This is a genomic window from Lentzea sp. NPDC004782 (assembly GCF_040609115.1).
Classification (GTDB): Bacteria; Actinomycetota; Actinomycetes; order Mycobacteriales; family Pseudonocardiaceae; genus Lentzea.
This window is the reverse complement of the sequence record NZ_JBEXJN010000012.1, coordinates 61,523-77,656: the sequence shown is the minus strand read 5'-3', so window position 1 is coordinate 77,656 and position 16,134 is coordinate 61,523. Positions and strand designations below refer to the sequence as shown.

The following is a 16,134-nucleotide window of genomic DNA, read 5'->3' as shown; positions in this document are numbered from 1 at the left end:
AAGTCAACGGAAGTCCATACGGAACCGATTTGGGTGTTGAGGCGTCAACGGAACGCTTCGTCGCAAACGGGCGATTCAGCAGGCAAGCTCCCGGCAGGGCTTCAGGAGGCCGCAGTGGTGTTCAAGAGGATGTTGCGCGCGTTCGGCGTGGGCGGGCCGACTGTCGACACGGTGCTGACCAACCCGAACGTCCGGCCCGGCGAGATGCTGAGCGGTGAGGTGCGGATCGCCGGCGGCGACCACCCCGCCGAGATCGATCACGTCACGCTGGCGCTGCTCACCCGCGTCGAGGTCGAGAGCGGCGACAACGAGTACAACACCAACATGGAGTTCCACAAGTTCTCCGTGGGCCAGCGGATCGTCGCGCAGCCGCACCAGAACCTGTCGCTGCCGTTCCAGATCCCGGTGCCGTTCGAGTGCCCGCTCAACGTCGTGGGCGGGCTGCAGCTGTCCGGCATGCAGCTGGGTCTGCGCACCGAACTGGAGGTCCGCGGCGCGGTCGACCCCGGCGACCTCGACCCGATCTGGGTGCACCCGCTGCCGTCGCAGGACGCGGTGCTGCAGGCGTTCGGGCACATGGGCTTTCGCTTCACCAAGGCCGACAACGAGCGCGGCCGCATCTACGGCGTGCCGCAGCAGCTGCCGTTCTACCAGGAGATCGAGTTCTACCCGCCGCCGCAGTTCTCCGGGCGGCTCAAGCAGGTCGAGCTGACGTTCGTGACGACCCCGGCCGAGCTGCACGTGATCCTGGAGGCGGACAAGCGCGCCGGGTTGCTCCGTGCGGGCGGTGACGTGTACGGCCGTTTCGCGGTGTCGCACCAGCAGTCGATCGGCACGGACTGGACCGCGACGATCAACCAGTGGACGGCGCAGGTCTCCGGCAGCCGCTGGTGAACGTTCGAGCTGCGGATCATGCCGGTTGACGGGATGATTTCCCGCGAGATCCCCACCTTCGTCGGGGAGTAGCGGGAGGAGGCGTCCGTGACCATCGAGAGCATTCTCGGCGCGCTCGTCATCGGTCTGATCCTTGGTTTTCTCGGCAAGCTGTTCGCGCCGGGCAAGCAGAACATCCCGATCTGGCTGACGTTGCTGGTCGGCATCGCGGCCGCGTTCATCGGGTCGTGGATCGCCCGGCTGCTCGGTGTGCAGGACACGCCGGGCATCGACTGGATCGAGATCATCGTCCAGATCGTCGTCGCGGCGATCGGTGTCTCGCTCGCGGCCGGGCTGTACGGCCGCAAGTCCGTCAGTTAGGCCGGACCATCCGCAGGACGAGGTCGGCGTACAACGCGCCGATCTCGTCCGGGGTCCGCTTCCCGCCCGGCTGGTACCACCGCGCGACGTCGATGCACAGCGACAGCACGGCGAGCGTCGCGCCCTTCAGGTCCGGCACGTCGAACGTGCCCTCCGCGATGCCGTCCGCGATGAACGACCGCATCCGCTGGTCGATCTGCCGGCGCAGCTTCGCCACCTCCGCGTGGTGTTCGGGAGAGAGCGCGCCGAGCTCGTACTGCACCACCCGTGCCGTCGTGTGGAACTCCGCGTGCCAGCTCGCGAACGACTTCACCGCGTTGTGCAGCCGTTCCGTCGCGTCCCGGCCCTCGATCGACGACAGCGCCGTGAGCGACAGCTCGTGGCCGACGCGCGAGATGTTGAAGAGGAGCTCCTCTTTGGACCGGTAGTGGATGTACACGGCCGCGGGTGACATTCCGGCCAGAGAGGCGATGTCGCGGGTCGTCGTGGCGTGATATCCCTTGCCGGCGAACGCGTGCGCGGCCGCGATGAGCATGCGGCGGGCGGCGTCCGGGGTGACCGAGCGCCACGTCTCGTCGAGCAGCGCGAACTCGTCCAGTCCGGTCGTCGTCATCGGGCCTGCTCCTCGCGTGTTGACAGGTGATGGATCGTACTGCACGCTAAGCGGGCGCTTAGCGCTAAGCAACCGCTTAGTATGGAGGTAGTCGTGCAGCGGACGCTGTTCAACGAGGATCACGCCGCGTTCCGGGAGTCGGCGAAGGCGTTCGTCGAGCGCACCATCACGCCGAACGTCGAGAAGTTCATCGAGCAGCGCGTGATCGACCGCGACGTGTGGCTGGAGGCCGGTCGCCAGGGCCTGCTGGGGCTGGAGATCCCCGAGGAGTACGGCGGCGGCGGCGCGAACGACTACCGGTTCAACACCGTGTTCGCCGAGGAGCTGTGCCGGGTCAACGCGGCGGTCGCGTCGTCGCTCGGCATCCACGGCGACGTCGTGGCGCCCTACCTCGTCGACCTGTGCACCGAGGAGCAGAAGCAGCGCTGGCTGCCCGGCATGTGCACCGGCGAGATCAAGACCGGCATCGCGATGACCGAGCCCTCCGGTGGTTCGGATCTCGCGGCGCTCAAGACCAACGCCGTGCAGGACGGTTCCGACTGGATCCTCAACGGCTCCAAGACGTTCATCACCAACGGCTACACCGCCGACATGATCGTCGTCGCGGCGCGCACCGACCCGTCGAAGGGCGCCCGCGGCATCACGCTGTTCGCCGTCGAGACCGGCATGCCCGGCTTCGAGCGCGGCCGCAAGCTCGACAAGGTCGGCCAGCACCCGTCCGACACCGCGGAGCTGTTCTTCTCCGACGTGCGCCTGCCTCAGGCCAACGTCATCGGCGAGGAGGGCCAGGGCTTCATCTACATGATGGAACGCCTGCCGCAGGAACGGATCGGCGGCGCGATCTCCAACCTCGCGCACGCGCAGGGCGTGTTCGACGAGACCCTGGAGTACGTCAAGGAGCGCAAGGCGTTCGGGCAGGCGATCGGCAAGTTCCAGCACAACAAGTTCCTGCTGGCCGAGCTGCGCACCAAGCTCGACGTCACGCAGGCGTTCATCGACACCCTGACCATGCAGCACGTTCGCGGCGAACTGAGCTCGGTCGAGGCGGCGCAGGCGAAGTACTGGAGCGCCGACGTCGAGAACGAGGTCATCGACGCCTGCGTGCAGCTGCACGGCGGCTACGGGTACATGACCGAGTACCGCGTCGCCCGTGCGTGGATGGACGCCCGCGTCACGAAGATCTGGGCGGGCTCCAACGAGATCATGAAGGAACTCATCGGCCGCGACCTGGGCCTGTAAGGGGTGTTCTGTGGCTGAAGCAGTCGTCGTCTCCACCGCCAGGTCGCCGATCGGCCGTGCCCGCAAGGGTTCCCTGGTGTCGCTGCGGCCGGACGACCTGGCCGCGCAGGTGATCTCCGCCGCGCTGGGCGACCTGCCGGCGTCCGAGATCACCGACCTGCACCTCGGGTGTGCCGAGCCGCAGGACGAGCACGGCCAGAACATCGCGCGCCGCGTCGCCGTGCAGCTCGGGTACGACAACCTGCCGGGCACGACGGTCAACCGGTTCTGCGCGTCCTCCGTGCAGACCGCGCGCATGGCCTTCCACGCGATCAAGGCGGGGGAGGGGCACGCGTTCATCTCCGCCGGTGTCGAGTGCGTTTCCCGGTACATGCACTCCGGTGTGCCGTCGTTCAACCCGTTGTTCGACGAGGCGCAGCAGCGGACCCTCGACACGGCCGCGTCCAACGCGCCGTGGACCGACCCGCGGCTGGACGGCAAGCTGCCCGACTACTACATCGCGATGGGGCAGACCGCCGAGAACGTCGCCACGCGGATGGGCATCTCGCGGCACGACCAGGACGAGTTCGGCGTGCGGTCGCAGAACCTCGCGGAGAAGGCGATCGCGGACGGGTTCTTCGCCCGCGAGATCACGCCGGTGGTTCTGCCCGACGGCACGGTGGTGTCCACTGACGACGGGCCTCGCGCCGGCGTCACCTACGAGGCTGTTTCGGCGTTGAAGCCGTCGTTCCGGCCGGAGGGCACGGTCACGCCCGGCAACTGCTGCCCGTTGAACGACGGTGCCGCCGCTGTCGTGATCATGAGTTCCACGCGGGCGAAGGAGCTCGGGCTGACCCCGTTGGCGCGCATCGTGTCCACGGGCGTGTCCGGGCTTTCGCCGGAGATCATGGGCCTCGGCCCGGTCGACGCCACGAAGCAGGCCTTGGCCCACGCCGGTCTGTCCATTTCGGACATCGACCTGGTGGAGATCAACGAGGCGTTCGCGGTGCAGGTGCTCGGCAGCCAGCGTGCGCTCGGCATCGACATCGACAAGCTGAACGTGCACGGCGGCGCGATCGCGCTGGGCCACCCGTTCGGCTCGACCGGTGCGCGGATCATGACCACGCTGATCAACGGCATGCAGGCGCGTGACGCGCAGTTCGGTCTGGAGACCATGTGTGTCGGCGGCGGTCAGGGCATGGCCATCATCCTGGAAAGGCTTTCGTAGTGGGCATCCTGGACAAGTTCCGGCTGGACGGGAAGGTCGCGATCGTCACGGGCGCGTCCTCGGGCCTCGGTGTGGCGTTCGCGAAGGGTCTCGCGGAGGCGGGTGCGGACGTCGTCCTCGCGGCTCGTCGCGCGGACAAGCTGAAGGACACGGCGGCGCTGGTCGAGTCGGCCGGACGTCGTGCTCTCGTGGTGCAGGCGGACGTTTCGCAGCCCGACGACTGCCGTGAGGTGGCGCGGGCGGCGGCCGAGTTCGGCACGGTTTCCGTGCTGGTGAACAACGCCGGTGTGGCGTCGGCGGTGCCGGCGTCGCGCGAGACGCCGGAGGAGTTCCTGGGCGTCATGGACGTGAACCTCAACGGCGCGTACTGGATGGCTCAGGCCGCCGCGTCGGTGATGAAGTCCGGTGGCTCGATCATCAACATCTCCAGCGTGCTGGGCCTGGTGACCGGGGGCATCCCGCAGGCCGCGTACTCGGCGTCGAAGGCCGGTCTGCTGGGCCTGACTCGTGATCTGGCGCAGCAGTGGACCGGGCGCAAGGGCATCCGGGTCAACGCGATCTGCCCCGGGTTCTTCTCCTCGGAGATGACCGACCAGTACCCGCCCGGCTACCTGGAGAAGATGCAGGCCGCGCTTCCGGCCGGGCGCATCGGCGACCCGGAGGAGCTGGCCGCGGCGGTCGTCTTCCTGGCCTCGCCGGCCGGTGGTTACGTGACGGGCGAGACGCTCGTGGTCGACGGCGGCGCTGTCATCGTCTGACCGCTGGACACGTCGGGGACGACCAGCACGTGATGCCGCCGCATCGTGTGCTGGTCGTCGACGTGGAGTCGAAGGCAGGACGTCGGGTCACAGGTAGATGGCCAGGGCGACGGTGACCACCCAGGCGATGCCCAGGGACTGCAGGACGCGGTCGGAGCGGGCCAGGTCGTCCGGAGCGCCTGCTTTGCCGCTGTCGACGTCGACGGCGTAGCGGAGGACGGCGATCACGAACGGGATCATGGAGAGGGCGGCCCACGAACCGCCGGTGCGCTGGCCCAGCTCGAACGCCCACAGGCCGTAGGTCATGTTCATGACCGCGGCCGAGGTGGCCCACACGAACCGCAGGTAGGTCGCCGAGTACTTGGTCAGCGAGTGGCGGATCGCGGCGCCGGTGTCGTGGAAGAGCTTGATCTCCGCGTAGCGCTTGCCCGCCACGATGAACAGCGACCCGAACGCCGTCACGAGCAGGAACCACTGGCTGGGCGCGATGCCGGCGCCCAGCCCGCCCGCGATGCTGCGCAGCAGGAAGCCCGAGGCGACCACGCACAGTTCGAGCACGGGCTGGTGCTTCAGGCCGAAGCAGTAGGCCAGCTGCACCGCCAGGTAGACGACCATGAGCACGAGCAGCTTCCAGCCCGCCACCGCGCCGACCGCCAGCGATGCGGCCATCAGCACTCCGGCCGTGGCGAAGGCGAGTGGCACGGGCACGATGCCGGCCGCGATCGGCCGGTTGCGCTTCTTCGGGTGGGCGCGGTCGGCTTCCACGTCCTTCGCGTCGTTGATCAGGTACACCGCCGAGGCCGCGCAGCAGAACGCCACGAACGCCAGCGCGGCCGACCGCAGCACGACGGTTTCGGTGATCCTGCTCGACGTGAACGGTGTGGCCAGCACGAGGACGTTCTTCGTCCACTGGTGCGGCCGGGCGGCCCTGACCAGTCCGCGGACCACCGACGGCCGGGTTTCCGTCGTCACGGTCATCGACGCCCCCAAACCGCGCGGCGCACACCGCGGGCCACGACCGCGCCCAGCACGGCGCCGGCCAGCACGTCCGTCGGGTAGTGCACGCCCAGCACCAGCCTGCTGATCGCCATGGGAGGCACCAGAAGCGGCGCCAGCGGCTGGTTGGTCAGCGCGCCGTAGGCGATCGCGGCGGCCGTGGTGGAGGTCGCGTGTGACGACGGGAAGCTCAGCTTGCTCGGGGTGCCCGCCAGCACCTGGACGCCGGCGTGGTGCGGACGCCGGCGCCGGACCAGGCGCTTGACCACGATGGAGGTGGCGTGCGCGGCCACCACGGACGTGGTCGCGACCGTCCACTCCGGACGGCGCCGGCGGTCGACGAGCCAGCCCGCCACGCCCACCGCCACCCAGCCCGCGCCGTGCTCGCCGAAGAACGACAGCATCCGGGCCGCGCGCACCGCCGGTGGCTTCGCGAGCGCTGTCTGCACAGCGACCAGCACTTCAGCTTCACGATCGCTCATCGGACGCCTTCCCAGCCCATGCGGGTCTGCCTGTCGTGGGTGACGGTGTACTGGCCGGCCTCGTACCGCGGCTTGGTCTGGTACACCTGGATCGGGTACGCGCCGGGGAAGTCCCGCAGCCGCGCCGGCAACGCGGTGACCTCCTGCGAGGAGAGGACGTCGCCGAACAGCGCGCCGCGCACGGGTTGCCACGTCGCGTCGTTCAGGCCGAGCCACTGCGTGTCGCCCCACTGCACCGCGTAGGAGATCGGCTCGATCACGCCGTCCTGGATGCGCGGCTGGCGCTGGCAGGGGAACAGGAACGCGATCTGCCACGCCACCCCGACGGCCGACTCGCGCGGCAGGAACTCGCGCAGCGGCTGGTACTTCTGCGCGGCGGGCGCGGTGAACAGGCCCTCACCGGTGAGCCGCACCTGCGTCGCTCCGGCCGGTGCCGGTGGCAGCACGAGGGTGCGGCGCAGCGTGCTGTCCACGTTGTCGGTGAGCACACCGGTGCTGAGCACCTGCGCGTTCGACGTCGCGTACTCGTAGGTGACCGGTGTGGGCTTGCCGGTGACGACGGTCGCGATCTCGTCGTTCTGGATCGCGAACCACCTGTCCGGCAACGGGGTCAGCGGCCGCGGTGTCGCCACGTCGATCGCGTCCGCCGCGACGCAGCGCCGCGCGAGCGGGTCCTGGACGCTCGCGGCCCACGGCGACCAGGTGTTCAGCGTGCGTGCGGTCGCGACCGCGAAACCGCCCACCAGGTAGGTGATGTTGGCCGCGAAGAACAGCACGATCACGATCGGTATCGCGATGACCGGGGCGTAGGAACCCCTGCCCCGCCGGTACAGGACGAACGCCACGATCGCGATCAGCAGGAGCCACCAGTACGGCTTGTCGAACTTGAGCACCGACAGGTGTGGTGGCACGCCCGCGGACGGCAGCCCGAGGTGCCACGAGTACGGCCACTTGTTGGCACCGTGCCCGGCCAGCCCGAGCATCGCGACGACGCTGACGAGGCCGCCCAGCAGCACCGGTACCGGCACGCGGCGGTCGGTGGTCAGCTCACGGATCAACGGCACCGCGGAGAGCAACATCAGCGAGAGGAACACCGAGCCGATGCCGGCGAGGCTGCCGAAGTGGTGCGTCCACTTGCTGGGCGTGAACCACAGCAGGAAGAACGCGAACATCGTCGACCAGCCCGCCAGCGCGAGCCGCGGCGGCACGTCGATCCGGCGGGCCCGCGCGGCCGTGACCAGCACGACGAACCAGACCAGCGCGACGACGCACACCAGTACCGGCGCCCGCTTGGCGTAGTTCGCCATGGCGTCGCCCTGGTTCAGCAGGAACATCCAGCGGGCGAACTCCGTGTACCAGGACTCGGAACCCGCCATCTTCTTGAAGATCTCCTGTGCGTACAGGAAGTCGCGCAGGCTGCCGTCGCCGAACGCCATGATCATCGCGACCGCGCCGGGGGAGAGCACCGCGAGCGTCCGCGCGACGACCGTGCGCCAGCCCGCGTCCTTCGTCAGCAGCTTCCACGCGAACGGCAGACCCGCCAGCAGCGGCGCCAGGGTCGTGAAACCGGTGGGGTGCGCGAAGAACCCGATACCCGCGACTCCCACGGCCGCGCCGAGCAACGCGAGCCGCTGCCGCTCGACCGCGGTCGTCACGGCCAGCAGCGTGAGCATGCCGCACATGGTGACGACGCCCTCGGGCCGCACACCCATGTCCAGCGGCAGCCACCACGCCAGGAACGCCGCACCCAGCACGACTCCGCTGAACTTGCCCGACACGTAACGACGTGCGGCGAACCACGTCACGAGTCCGAACAGCAGTGCCGGGATGCGCAGCACCACCGGGGCGAAGCCGAAAACCTGCCACTTGGCCAGGAAGTAGTAGAACCAGGAGAACGGCGTGAAGCCCTGGTTGAGGATCTGGTAGTAGTTGCCGACGTAGCCCTCGAACGGCACGTTCTTGGCCATCGCGCTGTAGTAGCCGTCGTCGTCGGACATCGGCGCCAGGAACACCCAGAGCACCATGATCGCGGGCACGACGAGGTCGACTGGACTCAGCCGCAACCGGAACCGGCCCGGCTCGCGGTGCACGCGACGGTCCAGCAGCACGAGACAGGCGAAGGCGGTCGCCGCCGACAGCGCGAGCAGCACCATCAGCACGATCTTGAACGGTGTGGGACTCGTGCTGAACTGGTCGTCCACCCGGATCCGCGCGGACAGGTCGGGAGTGCTCAGGCTGGTGATCGAGGTCGCCAGCACGTGCACGTCCGGCATGGTCGCGGACCGGCCGATCTCCGTGCCGTCGCGCAGGATGCTCAGCCCGGCCCGGTCGCCGCGGATCTCGTACCCGCAGTTGCCGGGCGGCACCGGCTCGTTCAGCGCGGTGACACCGCTCACCAGCAGGCGACCGTTCTCCGCCTTCACCACGAGCCCCTGCGCCGGGTCCGACGGGTTGACGGTCGCGAACACGACACCACCGGCGGCCTGCGCGGTGCGCACGGTCGAACAGCCGAAGCGCACGTCCATCTCGAATGGACGGTAGGCGCTGAGCGCGAGCATCGAGGACCGCGGCGCGGACGCGTCCGCCGGCCAGTTGACCGTCGGATCGTTGATCGTCACGGGCGCGAGCGGCATGAGCGCCGACAACAGCACGGTGAGCGCGCCGGACACGACAGCGACGGCGAGCAGCCGTCTGGTCTTCGGCACAGGCCCGGCGGTCGTGGCGGGCGCTTCGGGGGCGAGCGGAATCGTTTGTGTCGTCACGCGCCGTTGCCTTAGGGGTGGGGTAGGTGAGGCGTCAGAAGCTAGCCACCGCCCGTTACACGAAGAGCCCGAGCGCACCGCGCTTTGCTACGTTCGCGTTGCCAAACCCCGGATTTGTGTTTCGGGCGGGAAAACCGCCAAGTCGTGGCGGATATCGTGCCGCCCATGGTCCGTGCGCTCAGCTTCGTCGGGGTGTGCGTCGTCCTGTCCGGACTTCTGATCAACACCTACCTCGCGGTTGTCGCACACAACGTCTCACCCGCGGAGTACAGCGACTTCGGCGCTTTCTGGTCGATCGCGCTGCTCGTCGGGTTCGGTGCTTTTCTTCCGGTGGAACAGGAACTGGCACGCCTCGGTCCTCGCGCGCTGCGTTCGGCCGCCGTGGTCGCGCTCGCCATGGCGGTCGTCGAGTGCGGGTTGGCGGTGTTCGTGTCCCCGGCCGTCGTGGTGCTGTGCTTCCTGTCCGCGGGGCAGTTCCTGGTGCGGGGTGTGCTGATCGGCAGCGGGAGGCTGGCGTGGCACGGCGGCCTGCTGGTCGTCGACACCACCTTGCGCGTGGTGTTCGCGCTGCTCGCCGGATGGCTCGGAGCCACCACGAGCGCACAGTTCGAGTGGACGCTCGTGGCAGCGGTCGCGGTCGCCCACCTGCCGGTGCTGGCCGGCCTCTGGTGGCAGGGAGAGAGTGAGGTGCCCGTGCGCGACGTCGCGCGCGCGGTAGCACCGTTGCTCGTCGGATCTGTGTGTGCGCAGCTGCTGCTCAACGGCATTCCGGTGCTGGTGACCGCAGTCGCCGCTCCGGACGAACGTGCCAGAGCCGGCGTGTTCCTCGCCGCCTTCCTCCTCGCCAGGGTCCCGCTCTTCGTCGCGGTCCCGCTGCAGACGGCGCTGTTGCCGGTGATCACCGGCAAGCCGGGGCGCGCTGTCGTGACACGTCTGGCCGCCGCGCTCGCGCTCATCGGTGCCGCGGGCGTCGGACTGGCGTTCACGATCGGCCCGTGGCTGGTGCGACTCGTGTTCGGCCCTCTCTACGTCGTGTCCTCCGTGGACCTGGCGCTGGTCGTGCTCGGCGTCGTCACCCACCTCGGGTTGATCGTCACGACACAGGCGCTGGTGGCGAGCGCGTTGCACAGCCGGGTCGCGTGGAGCTGGCTCGCGGGCGTTCTGGTCGCGGCCGTGACGTTCGTGCTCATCCCGGATCTGTTGCTCCGCGCGGAGATCGCGTTCCTCGCCGGATCACTCGCCGGTTGGCTGACCGGCCTCCGGCTGCTCATTTCCCCACGACTGGAGAGCGAACTGTGCTCGACGACCTCGTCATCGCCCTGACCTACTACTCGCCGTACGTGTCGGGCCTGACCAACTTCGCGCGGGACGTCGCGGAGGGGCTCGCCGAACGCGGAAAACGCGTCCGCGTCGTCACCACCCGGCACGACCCGATGCTGCCGCACGAGGAGACGATCAACGGTGTGCGGGTGAGCCGCGCACCGGTGCTCGCCCGGTTCGGCAAGGGCGTGATCAGCCCGGCGTTCGCCACGATGGTGCGTGAGGCCTCGGCGAACGCCCGCGTGCTCAACCTCCACCTGCCGATGCTGGAGGCCGGTCCGGTCGCGGCACTCGCGAAGTGCCCGGTCGTCGTGACCTACCACTGCGACGTCAGCCTGCCGCCGGGCCTGGTGAACTCGGTGCAGGGCAAGGTGATCGACGCGTCCAGCCGGCTGGCGATGCGCCGCGCGGCGGCCGTCGCGGTGACGAGCGAGGACTACGCGCGGGAGAGCCGGCTGTGGCCGTCGATCCAGCCGCACATGGCCGCCGTGCCGCCGCCCTGCCGCCCGGTCCCGGAAGGCGCACCGCGGTTCCGCGACGGCGACGGCCTGCACGTCGGGTTCCTCGGCCGGATCGTGGAGGAGAAGGGCGTCGAGCACCTGGTCGACGGTTTCCGCGCGTTGAACGACCCGTCCGCGCGGCTGCTGATCGGTGGCGACTTCGGCAACGTCGCGGGCGGCAGTGTCATCGCCCGCGTGCGGGAGCACATCGACGGCGACCCGCGGATCAAGCTCCTCGGGTTCGTGCCCGACGAGGACCTCGCCGACTTCTACGCCTCCATGGACGTGTTCGCGCTCCCCTCGGTGAACGCCTTCGAAGCGTTCGGCATCGTGCAGGTCGTCGCCATGCTGGCGGGGGTGCCGGTGCTGGCGAGCGACCTGCCCGGCGTGCGCATCCCGGTGCGGGAAACCGGTTTCGGGCTCATCGTCCCTCCCGGCGACGCGGCCGCGATCACCGCCGGGCTGCGGTCGTTGCGCGACGAGCCGCCGGTCTCCGACGGCACGGCGGCGGCGAAGTTCAGCGTCCCGGCCGTGCTCGACGCCTTCGAAGCGCTCTTCGAGAAACACGCGCGGTAAGTCGGTGGACACGTCCGGGACGATCGGCACGTGATATCACTGGATCAGGTGCTGGTCGTCGACGTGGAGTCGACCTGCTGGGAAGGACCGCCGCCGCCCGGCCAGGTCTCGGAGATCATCGAGATCGGGATCTGCCCGCTGGAGGTGGGCACCGGGGTGCGGGGCGAGCGGCGCAGTGTGCTGGTGCGGCCCGCGCGCTCCGCCGTCAGTGCGTTCTGCACCCGGCTGACGACGCTGACGCAGTCCGACGTCGACGGCGGGATCTCGTTCGCCGAGGCGTGTTCGTTGCTGCGCAGGGAGTTCCGGTCGGATCGCCGGGTGTGGGCCTCGTACGGCGACTACGACCGCAAGATGTTCGAACGGCAATGTGCGGCGGTTGGCGTGGGCTATCCGTTCGGGCCCAGGCACGTCAACGTGAAGACGCTTTTCGCTCTGTCGCACGCGTTGCCGCGAGAGGTCGGGATGGCCGAGGCCCTGCGCATCGCCGGGCACGAGCTCGACGGCACCCATCACCGCGGGCACGACGACGCCTACAACATCGCGGGTCTGCTGGCTGAGCTGATTTCACCTGTTCGGAGTCCCTCCACGCCGTGATCGCGAACCAGAACGGCCAGCCGGCGGACGCCACGGTCGCGGCGCCCGCCTGGGCTTGTTCAGAAGGTGATGACGTCGGCCGTGTCCGGGTTCGTCTTGCCCGCCAGCACGGACTGCCACACCTCGACCAGCTCGTCCGGGCCGTGGTGGTGCTTGATGGCGACCCAGTCGCGCGCCTGAGCGGTGAAGGCGCTCCAGGCCGTGCCGAAGCGCTCCGCGAAGCCCTCGGGGCCCCAGTCGGCGGTGCGCTTGCGGAGTTGCTCCGGGGCGAAGAAGAACCGTGAGCGCGGGTCCGCCGACGACTTCTGCCCGGTGAGGCCGATGGAGATGGCCTTGACCAGTGACGGGCCGAGGCGGTCGTGCAGGGCTGAGCGGACGTCCGCGGAGCCGCTGAAGTCGAGGTAGACGGAAGGCTCGACGTCGACCTGCGCGTCGTAGGGGAGCACGGTGTCGTAGAGGCCGAGACTTTCGGTGAACTCGACGTTGCGCGGTGAGGTCAGGCCTACCAGGCGCACGCCGGAGGCTCGGAGGCACTGGGCGGTGCCGAAGGCGGTCTTGCTGGAGGCGGAGGAGATCACGACCGTGCGGGCGCCGTGGAAGTCGTTGTCCGTCAGCTGGTCGGCGAGCAGGAACGACGTCATGAACAGCGGCCGGTACAGCACCTGGAGATCTTCCGACTCCGGGTCGGTGGCGATCAGGTAGCTGTTGTAGACGGCCGGGAGCTCCGCGCGGTGGTCGACGGTGTCCACGAAGCCGGAAGAGGTCAACTTGGCGCGCACGACCAGGTGGCTCGACATCGGCAGGTAGCCGTAGACGCGGGTGCCGGGCGGGATGGCGTCCAAAGTGGAGCCGACCACGTCGGCGAAGCCCCACAACGGGATGACGCCGCGGCCTTCGGCGGGCACCGGGAAGAAGTTCCAGTAGCCGATGCGGTCGCCGACCACGCCGTAGGTGACGTTGTTGGCGGTGAGGCCCACGTGGCCGGTGCGCAGGAGGACCTCGCAGTCACCCAGCTCCGGGGAGAGTTCGTCGTGCAGGACTTCGGTCTTGGTGAGGTCGTCGCGGTCGACGACAACGGTCCAGCGACTGATCATTGCCAGGATTCTCCTAGGTCGGGAGGTACGCTCCGGTCGTGACCGTGCCTGAAAGACTGATCGACGCCGCCACCACCCTGTTCGCGGACAAGGGCTACGAGCGGGTCGCCGTGCAGGAGATCGTGGAACGCGCCGGCGTCACCAAGGGCGCGATGTACCACTACTTCGGGTCGAAGGACGACCTGCTGCACGAGATCTACGGGCGGTTGCTGCGCATGCAGACCGAACGGCTGGAGAAGATCGCTTCGGGTGACGGGCCGATCGCCGACCGGCTGCGCGAGGCGGCCATCGACGTGATCATCACGAGCGTCGACAACTACGACGCCGCCAGGGTGTTCTTCCGCTCGATCGACCACCTCTCGGCCGAGAAGCAGAAGGAGGTGCGGGCGCAACGGCGGCGCTACCACGAGAAGTTCCGCGGCCTGGTCGAGGAGGGCCAGCGGGAGGGGACTTTCCGCGCCGAGGTGCCCGCGGACCTCGCCACGCACTACTTCTTCGGCTCACTGCACCACCTCGGCACGTGGTACCGCCCGGACGGGGAGATCCCGGCCGGGCGGCTGGCGGAGCACTTCGCGGATCTGCTGATCCACAGCCTCACCTAAGGCACGATCACGCTGACGATCTCGGCGACGCACGCGGGCTTCTCGGTGCCCTCGATCTCGACGACGACCTTGGTCACGAGCTGCTTGCCCAGTGCGATGTCCGAGACGTCCAGCAGCTCGACACCGGCCCGCACGCGCGCGCCGACGAGCACCGGCTGCGGGAAGCGGACCTTGTTGCTGCCGTAGTTCACGCCCATCTTGATGTTCTTGACGGTGTAGATGTCGCGCACCAGGAACGGCACCAGCGACAGCGTCAGGTAGCCGTGCGCGACGGGGCCGCCGAACGGGCCCTTCTTCGCCTTCTCGACGTCGATGTGGATCCACTGGTGGTCCAGCGTCGCGTCGGCGAACAGGTTGACCTGGTCCTGCGTGATCTCGTGCCACTCGCCGAAACCGAGGTGCTCGCCCTTCGCGGCGACCAGCTCGTCGATGTTCTCGAACGTGCGCATCAGGGCCTCAGTCCTTCGGTCCGCCGGCGACGTAGATGACCTGGCCGGACACGAAACCCGCGCCCTCGCTCACGAGGAACGACGCGGTGTGCGCGATGTCCTCGGGCTGACCGACGCGCGCGACCGGGATCGTCTGCGCGGCACCGTTGACGAGGTCCTCGAACGAGATCTTCATGCGCTCGGCGGTCGCCTTGGTCATCTCGGTGGCGATGAAGCCGGGCGCGATCGCGTTGACCGTGACGCCGAACTTGCCGAGCTCGATCGCGAGCGTCTTGGTGAAGCCCTGCAGACCGGCCTTGGCGGCGGAGTAGTTCGCCTGGCCGCGGTTGCCGAGCGCGCTCGTCGAGCTGAGGTTGACGATGCGGCCGAAGCCTTCCTTCGTCTGGTAGGCCTGCACGGCCTTGCTCATCAGGAACGCGCCGCGCAGGTGCACGTTCATGACCGTGTCCCAGTCGCTCGCGGTCATCTTGAACAGCAGGTTGTCGCGCAGCACACCGGCGTTGTTGATCAGCACGGTCGGCGCGCCGAGCTGCTCGGCGACCTTGGCCACCGCGGCGTTGACCTGCTCCTCGTCGGACACGTCGACCTTGAGACCGATGGCGCGCCCACCGCCCGCGACGATCTTGTCGGCGCCGTCGAGCACACCCTGCTCGTCGAGGTCGAGCAATGCGACGGCCAGGCCGTCCGCGGCGAGACGCTGCGCGACGGCGGCACCGATTCCGCGAGCCGCGCCGGTGACGATGGCAACCCTGTCGGCCACGGGTCCTCCTTCGTTGGGGGATGGTGAGCTAAGCAAGCGCTTAGTAACGTACCTATCAGTCCGCTTGACGTCCAGCGCCGTGCGGACGACCATACCGACTGGTCGGAATGTGCAACAGAGGAGGCAGGTGCCCGTGGAACTCACCGGCAAGGTCGCGCTCATCACCGGCGGCTCCAACGGCATCGGTGCCGCGTCCGCCCGGCGGCTGGCTTCGCTCGGTGCGCGCGTCGTGGTCGCCGACGTGGACGCCGGGCAGGGTGAACTCGTCGCCGACGAGGTCGGTGGCGTGTTCGTGCGCTGCGACGTCACCTCGCCCGCGGACTCCGCTGCCGCGATCGAGACGGCCGTGCGCGAGTTCGGTGGCCTGGACATCGCCTTCCTGAACGCCGGCATCGGCACCGGGTGCTCGTTGGGCGACGACTTCGACGTCGAGACGTATCGGCGTGCGATGGCCATCAACCTCGACGGGGTCGTCTACGGCGCGCACTACGCGTTGCCGGAGGTGCGGAAGCGTGGCGGGCAGATCATCGCCACCGCTTCGATGGCGGGCCTCATGCCCATGCCCGGCGATCCGATCTACGGTGCCAACAAGGCGGCCGTCGTCGCTCTCGTCCGTGCGCTCGCCGGCGCGTACCCGGACGTGCGCGTGAACGCGCTGTGCCCCGCGTTCGCCGACACCAACATCATCACGCCGCTGCGGTCGACGCTGGAGGACATCGGCATGCCGATCCTGCCGGTGTCCACCGTGGTGGACGCGTTCATGTCCATTGTGGAGGGTTCGGGCACCGGTGAGGCCTGGTTCGTGCAGTCCGGGCGCGCGTCGGAGCCGTTCGGGTTCCGCAACCCGCCCGGGCCTCGCGCGGCCGACGGCTCGCGCCTCGAAGCCGCCCGCAAGGACCCCATCTCGATCGCGCTCAAGGAGAGCTGA

The 16,134-nt window shown here is 69.0% G+C and carries 17 protein-coding genes; 10 read left to right on the top strand and 7 right to left on the bottom strand.

What is annotated here, in order from left to right:
- Nucleotides 1-114: 114 nt before the first annotated feature.
- Together ABZV40_RS13810 and ABZV40_RS13805 are read left to right on the top strand one after the other, a co-directional pair.
- Complete coding sequence (locus ABZV40_RS13810) at nucleotides 115-894, top strand: sporulation protein (RefSeq protein WP_355439850.1); 780 nt, start codon at nucleotides 115-117, stop codon at nucleotides 892-894.
- Nucleotides 895-981: 87 nt separating this feature from the next.
- Nucleotides 982-1,254 (top strand): GlsB/YeaQ/YmgE family stress response membrane protein, encoded by a 273-nt coding sequence (locus ABZV40_RS13805; protein ID WP_355439847.1) that lies wholly within the window; start codon nucleotides 982-984, stop codon nucleotides 1,252-1,254.
- Here ABZV40_RS13805 and ABZV40_RS13800 read toward each other — a convergent pair.
- On the bottom strand, nucleotides 1,247-1,867 hold the full coding sequence (locus ABZV40_RS13800; protein WP_355439844.1) for a TetR/AcrR family transcriptional regulator: 621 nt from the start codon (nucleotides 1,865-1,867) through the stop codon (nucleotides 1,247-1,249). The two genes, ABZV40_RS13805 and ABZV40_RS13800, sit on opposite strands and share 8 nt — an antisense overlap.
- A 93-nt stretch (nucleotides 1,868-1,960) precedes the next feature.
- Here ABZV40_RS13800 and ABZV40_RS13795 point away from each other — a divergent pair, with 93 nt between their 5' ends.
- The 3 genes from ABZV40_RS13795 to ABZV40_RS13785 are packed head-to-tail and all read left to right on the top strand — an operon-like array spanning nucleotide 1,961 to nucleotide 5,071.
- Nucleotides 1,961-3,106 carry an acyl-CoA dehydrogenase family protein gene (locus tag ABZV40_RS13795; protein ID WP_355439841.1) on the top strand — a complete coding sequence of 382 codons (1,146 nt, stop codon included), beginning with the start codon at nucleotides 1,961-1,963 and terminating at the stop codon, nucleotides 3,104-3,106.
- Nucleotides 3,107-3,116: 10 nt separating this feature from the next.
- Nucleotides 3,117-4,313 (top strand): acetyl-CoA C-acetyltransferase, encoded by a 1,197-nt coding sequence (locus tag ABZV40_RS13790; RefSeq protein WP_355439839.1) that lies wholly within the window; start codon nucleotides 3,117-3,119, stop codon nucleotides 4,311-4,313.
- The gene (locus ABZV40_RS13785) at nucleotides 4,313-5,071 is read left to right on the top strand and encodes a glucose 1-dehydrogenase (RefSeq protein WP_355439836.1); all 759 of its coding nucleotides are present in this window, start codon (nucleotides 4,313-4,315) and stop codon (nucleotides 5,069-5,071) included. The genes ABZV40_RS13790 and ABZV40_RS13785 overlap by 1 nt, the downstream gene beginning before the upstream one ends.
- 87 nt (nucleotides 5,072-5,158) lie before the next feature.
- Here ABZV40_RS13785 and ABZV40_RS13780 read toward each other — a convergent pair whose 3' ends face one another.
- From ABZV40_RS13780 to ABZV40_RS13770, 3 genes are read right to left on the bottom strand one after another with little or no spacing between them, the layout of a single operon-like run.
- On the bottom strand, nucleotides 5,159-6,049 hold the full coding sequence (locus tag ABZV40_RS13780; RefSeq protein ID WP_355439833.1) for a decaprenyl-phosphate phosphoribosyltransferase: 891 nt from the start codon (nucleotides 6,047-6,049) through the stop codon (nucleotides 5,159-5,161).
- Nucleotides 6,046-6,549, bottom strand: coding sequence for a phosphatase PAP2 family protein (locus ABZV40_RS13775; protein ID WP_355439830.1), 504 nt, complete (start codon nucleotides 6,547-6,549; stop codon nucleotides 6,046-6,048). The genes ABZV40_RS13780 and ABZV40_RS13775 overlap by 4 nt, the downstream gene beginning before the upstream one ends.
- Nucleotides 6,546-9,311 carry an arabinosyltransferase domain-containing protein gene (locus tag ABZV40_RS13770; protein WP_355439827.1) on the bottom strand — a complete coding sequence of 922 codons (2,766 nt, stop codon included), beginning with the start codon at nucleotides 9,309-9,311 and terminating at the stop codon, nucleotides 6,546-6,548. Before ABZV40_RS13770 ends, ABZV40_RS13775 begins: the two co-directional genes overlap by 4 nt.
- A gap of 165 nt (nucleotides 9,312-9,476) precedes the next feature.
- On the opposite strand from ABZV40_RS13770, the gene ABZV40_RS13765 reads away from it, so the two are divergent.
- The 3 genes from ABZV40_RS13765 to ABZV40_RS13755 are packed head-to-tail and all read left to right on the top strand — an operon-like array spanning nucleotide 9,477 to nucleotide 12,301.
- Entirely contained in the window at nucleotides 9,477-10,634 is a 1,158-nt protein-coding gene (locus tag ABZV40_RS13765; protein WP_355439825.1) for a hypothetical protein, read from the top strand.
- Entirely contained in the window at nucleotides 10,607-11,707 is a 1,101-nt protein-coding gene (locus ABZV40_RS13760) for a glycosyltransferase family 4 protein (RefSeq protein WP_355439822.1), read from the top strand. Before ABZV40_RS13765 ends, ABZV40_RS13760 begins: the two co-directional genes overlap by 28 nt.
- Before the next feature lie 30 nt (nucleotides 11,708-11,737).
- Nucleotides 11,738-12,301, top strand: coding sequence for a 3'-5' exonuclease (locus ABZV40_RS13755; RefSeq protein WP_355439819.1), 564 nt, complete (start codon nucleotides 11,738-11,740; stop codon nucleotides 12,299-12,301).
- 59 nt (nucleotides 12,302-12,360) lie between these two features.
- On the opposite strand, the gene ABZV40_RS13750 is transcribed toward ABZV40_RS13755, so the two are convergent.
- Nucleotides 12,361-13,395 carry a DUF2855 family protein gene (locus ABZV40_RS13750; protein WP_355439816.1) on the bottom strand — a complete coding sequence of 345 codons (1,035 nt, stop codon included), beginning with the start codon at nucleotides 13,393-13,395 and terminating at the stop codon, nucleotides 12,361-12,363.
- A gap of 38 nt (nucleotides 13,396-13,433) precedes the next feature.
- Here ABZV40_RS13750 and ABZV40_RS13745 point away from each other — a divergent pair, with 38 nt between their 5' ends.
- The gene (locus ABZV40_RS13745) at nucleotides 13,434-13,997 is read left to right on the top strand and encodes a TetR/AcrR family transcriptional regulator (protein ID WP_355439813.1); all 564 of its coding nucleotides are present in this window, start codon (nucleotides 13,434-13,436) and stop codon (nucleotides 13,995-13,997) included.
- Here ABZV40_RS13745 and ABZV40_RS13740 read toward each other — a convergent pair.
- Together ABZV40_RS13740 and ABZV40_RS13735 are read right to left on the bottom strand one after the other, a co-directional pair.
- A complete protein-coding gene (locus ABZV40_RS13740; protein ID WP_355439811.1) occupies nucleotides 13,994-14,446 on the bottom strand; it encodes a MaoC family dehydratase in 453 nt (150 codons plus the stop codon). The two genes, ABZV40_RS13745 and ABZV40_RS13740, sit on opposite strands and share 4 nt — an antisense overlap.
- A gap of 7 nt (nucleotides 14,447-14,453) precedes the next feature.
- The gene (locus tag ABZV40_RS13735; protein WP_355439808.1) at nucleotides 14,454-15,206 is read right to left on the bottom strand and encodes an SDR family oxidoreductase; all 753 of its coding nucleotides are present in this window, start codon (nucleotides 15,204-15,206) and stop codon (nucleotides 14,454-14,456) included.
- Nucleotides 15,207-15,333: 127 nt separating this feature from the next.
- On the opposite strand from ABZV40_RS13735, the gene ABZV40_RS13730 reads away from it, so the two are divergent.
- A complete protein-coding gene (locus ABZV40_RS13730; protein WP_355439805.1) occupies nucleotides 15,334-16,134 on the top strand; it encodes an SDR family NAD(P)-dependent oxidoreductase in 801 nt (266 codons plus the stop codon).

Coding starts and splice junctions, on each gene's coding strand:
- ABZV40_RS13780 (WP_355439833.1), bottom strand. CDS start 6,049: ATGACCGTGACGACGGAAACCCGGCCGTCGGTGGTCCGCGGACTGGTC.
- ABZV40_RS13750 (WP_355439816.1), bottom strand. CDS start 13,395: ATGATCAGTCGCTGGACCGTTGTCGTCGACCGCGACGACCTCACCAAG.
- ABZV40_RS13740 (WP_355439811.1), bottom strand. CDS start 14,446: ATGCGCACGTTCGAGAACATCGACGAGCTGGTCGCCGCGAAGGGCGAG.
- ABZV40_RS13765 (WP_355439825.1), top strand. CDS start 9,477: ATGGTCCGTGCGCTCAGCTTCGTCGGGGTGTGCGTCGTCCTGTCCGGA.
- ABZV40_RS13800 (WP_355439844.1), bottom strand. CDS start 1,867: ATGACGACGACCGGACTGGACGAGTTCGCGCTGCTCGACGAGACGTGG.
- ABZV40_RS13775 (WP_355439830.1), bottom strand. CDS start 6,549: ATGAGCGATCGTGAAGCTGAAGTGCTGGTCGCTGTGCAGACAGCGCTC.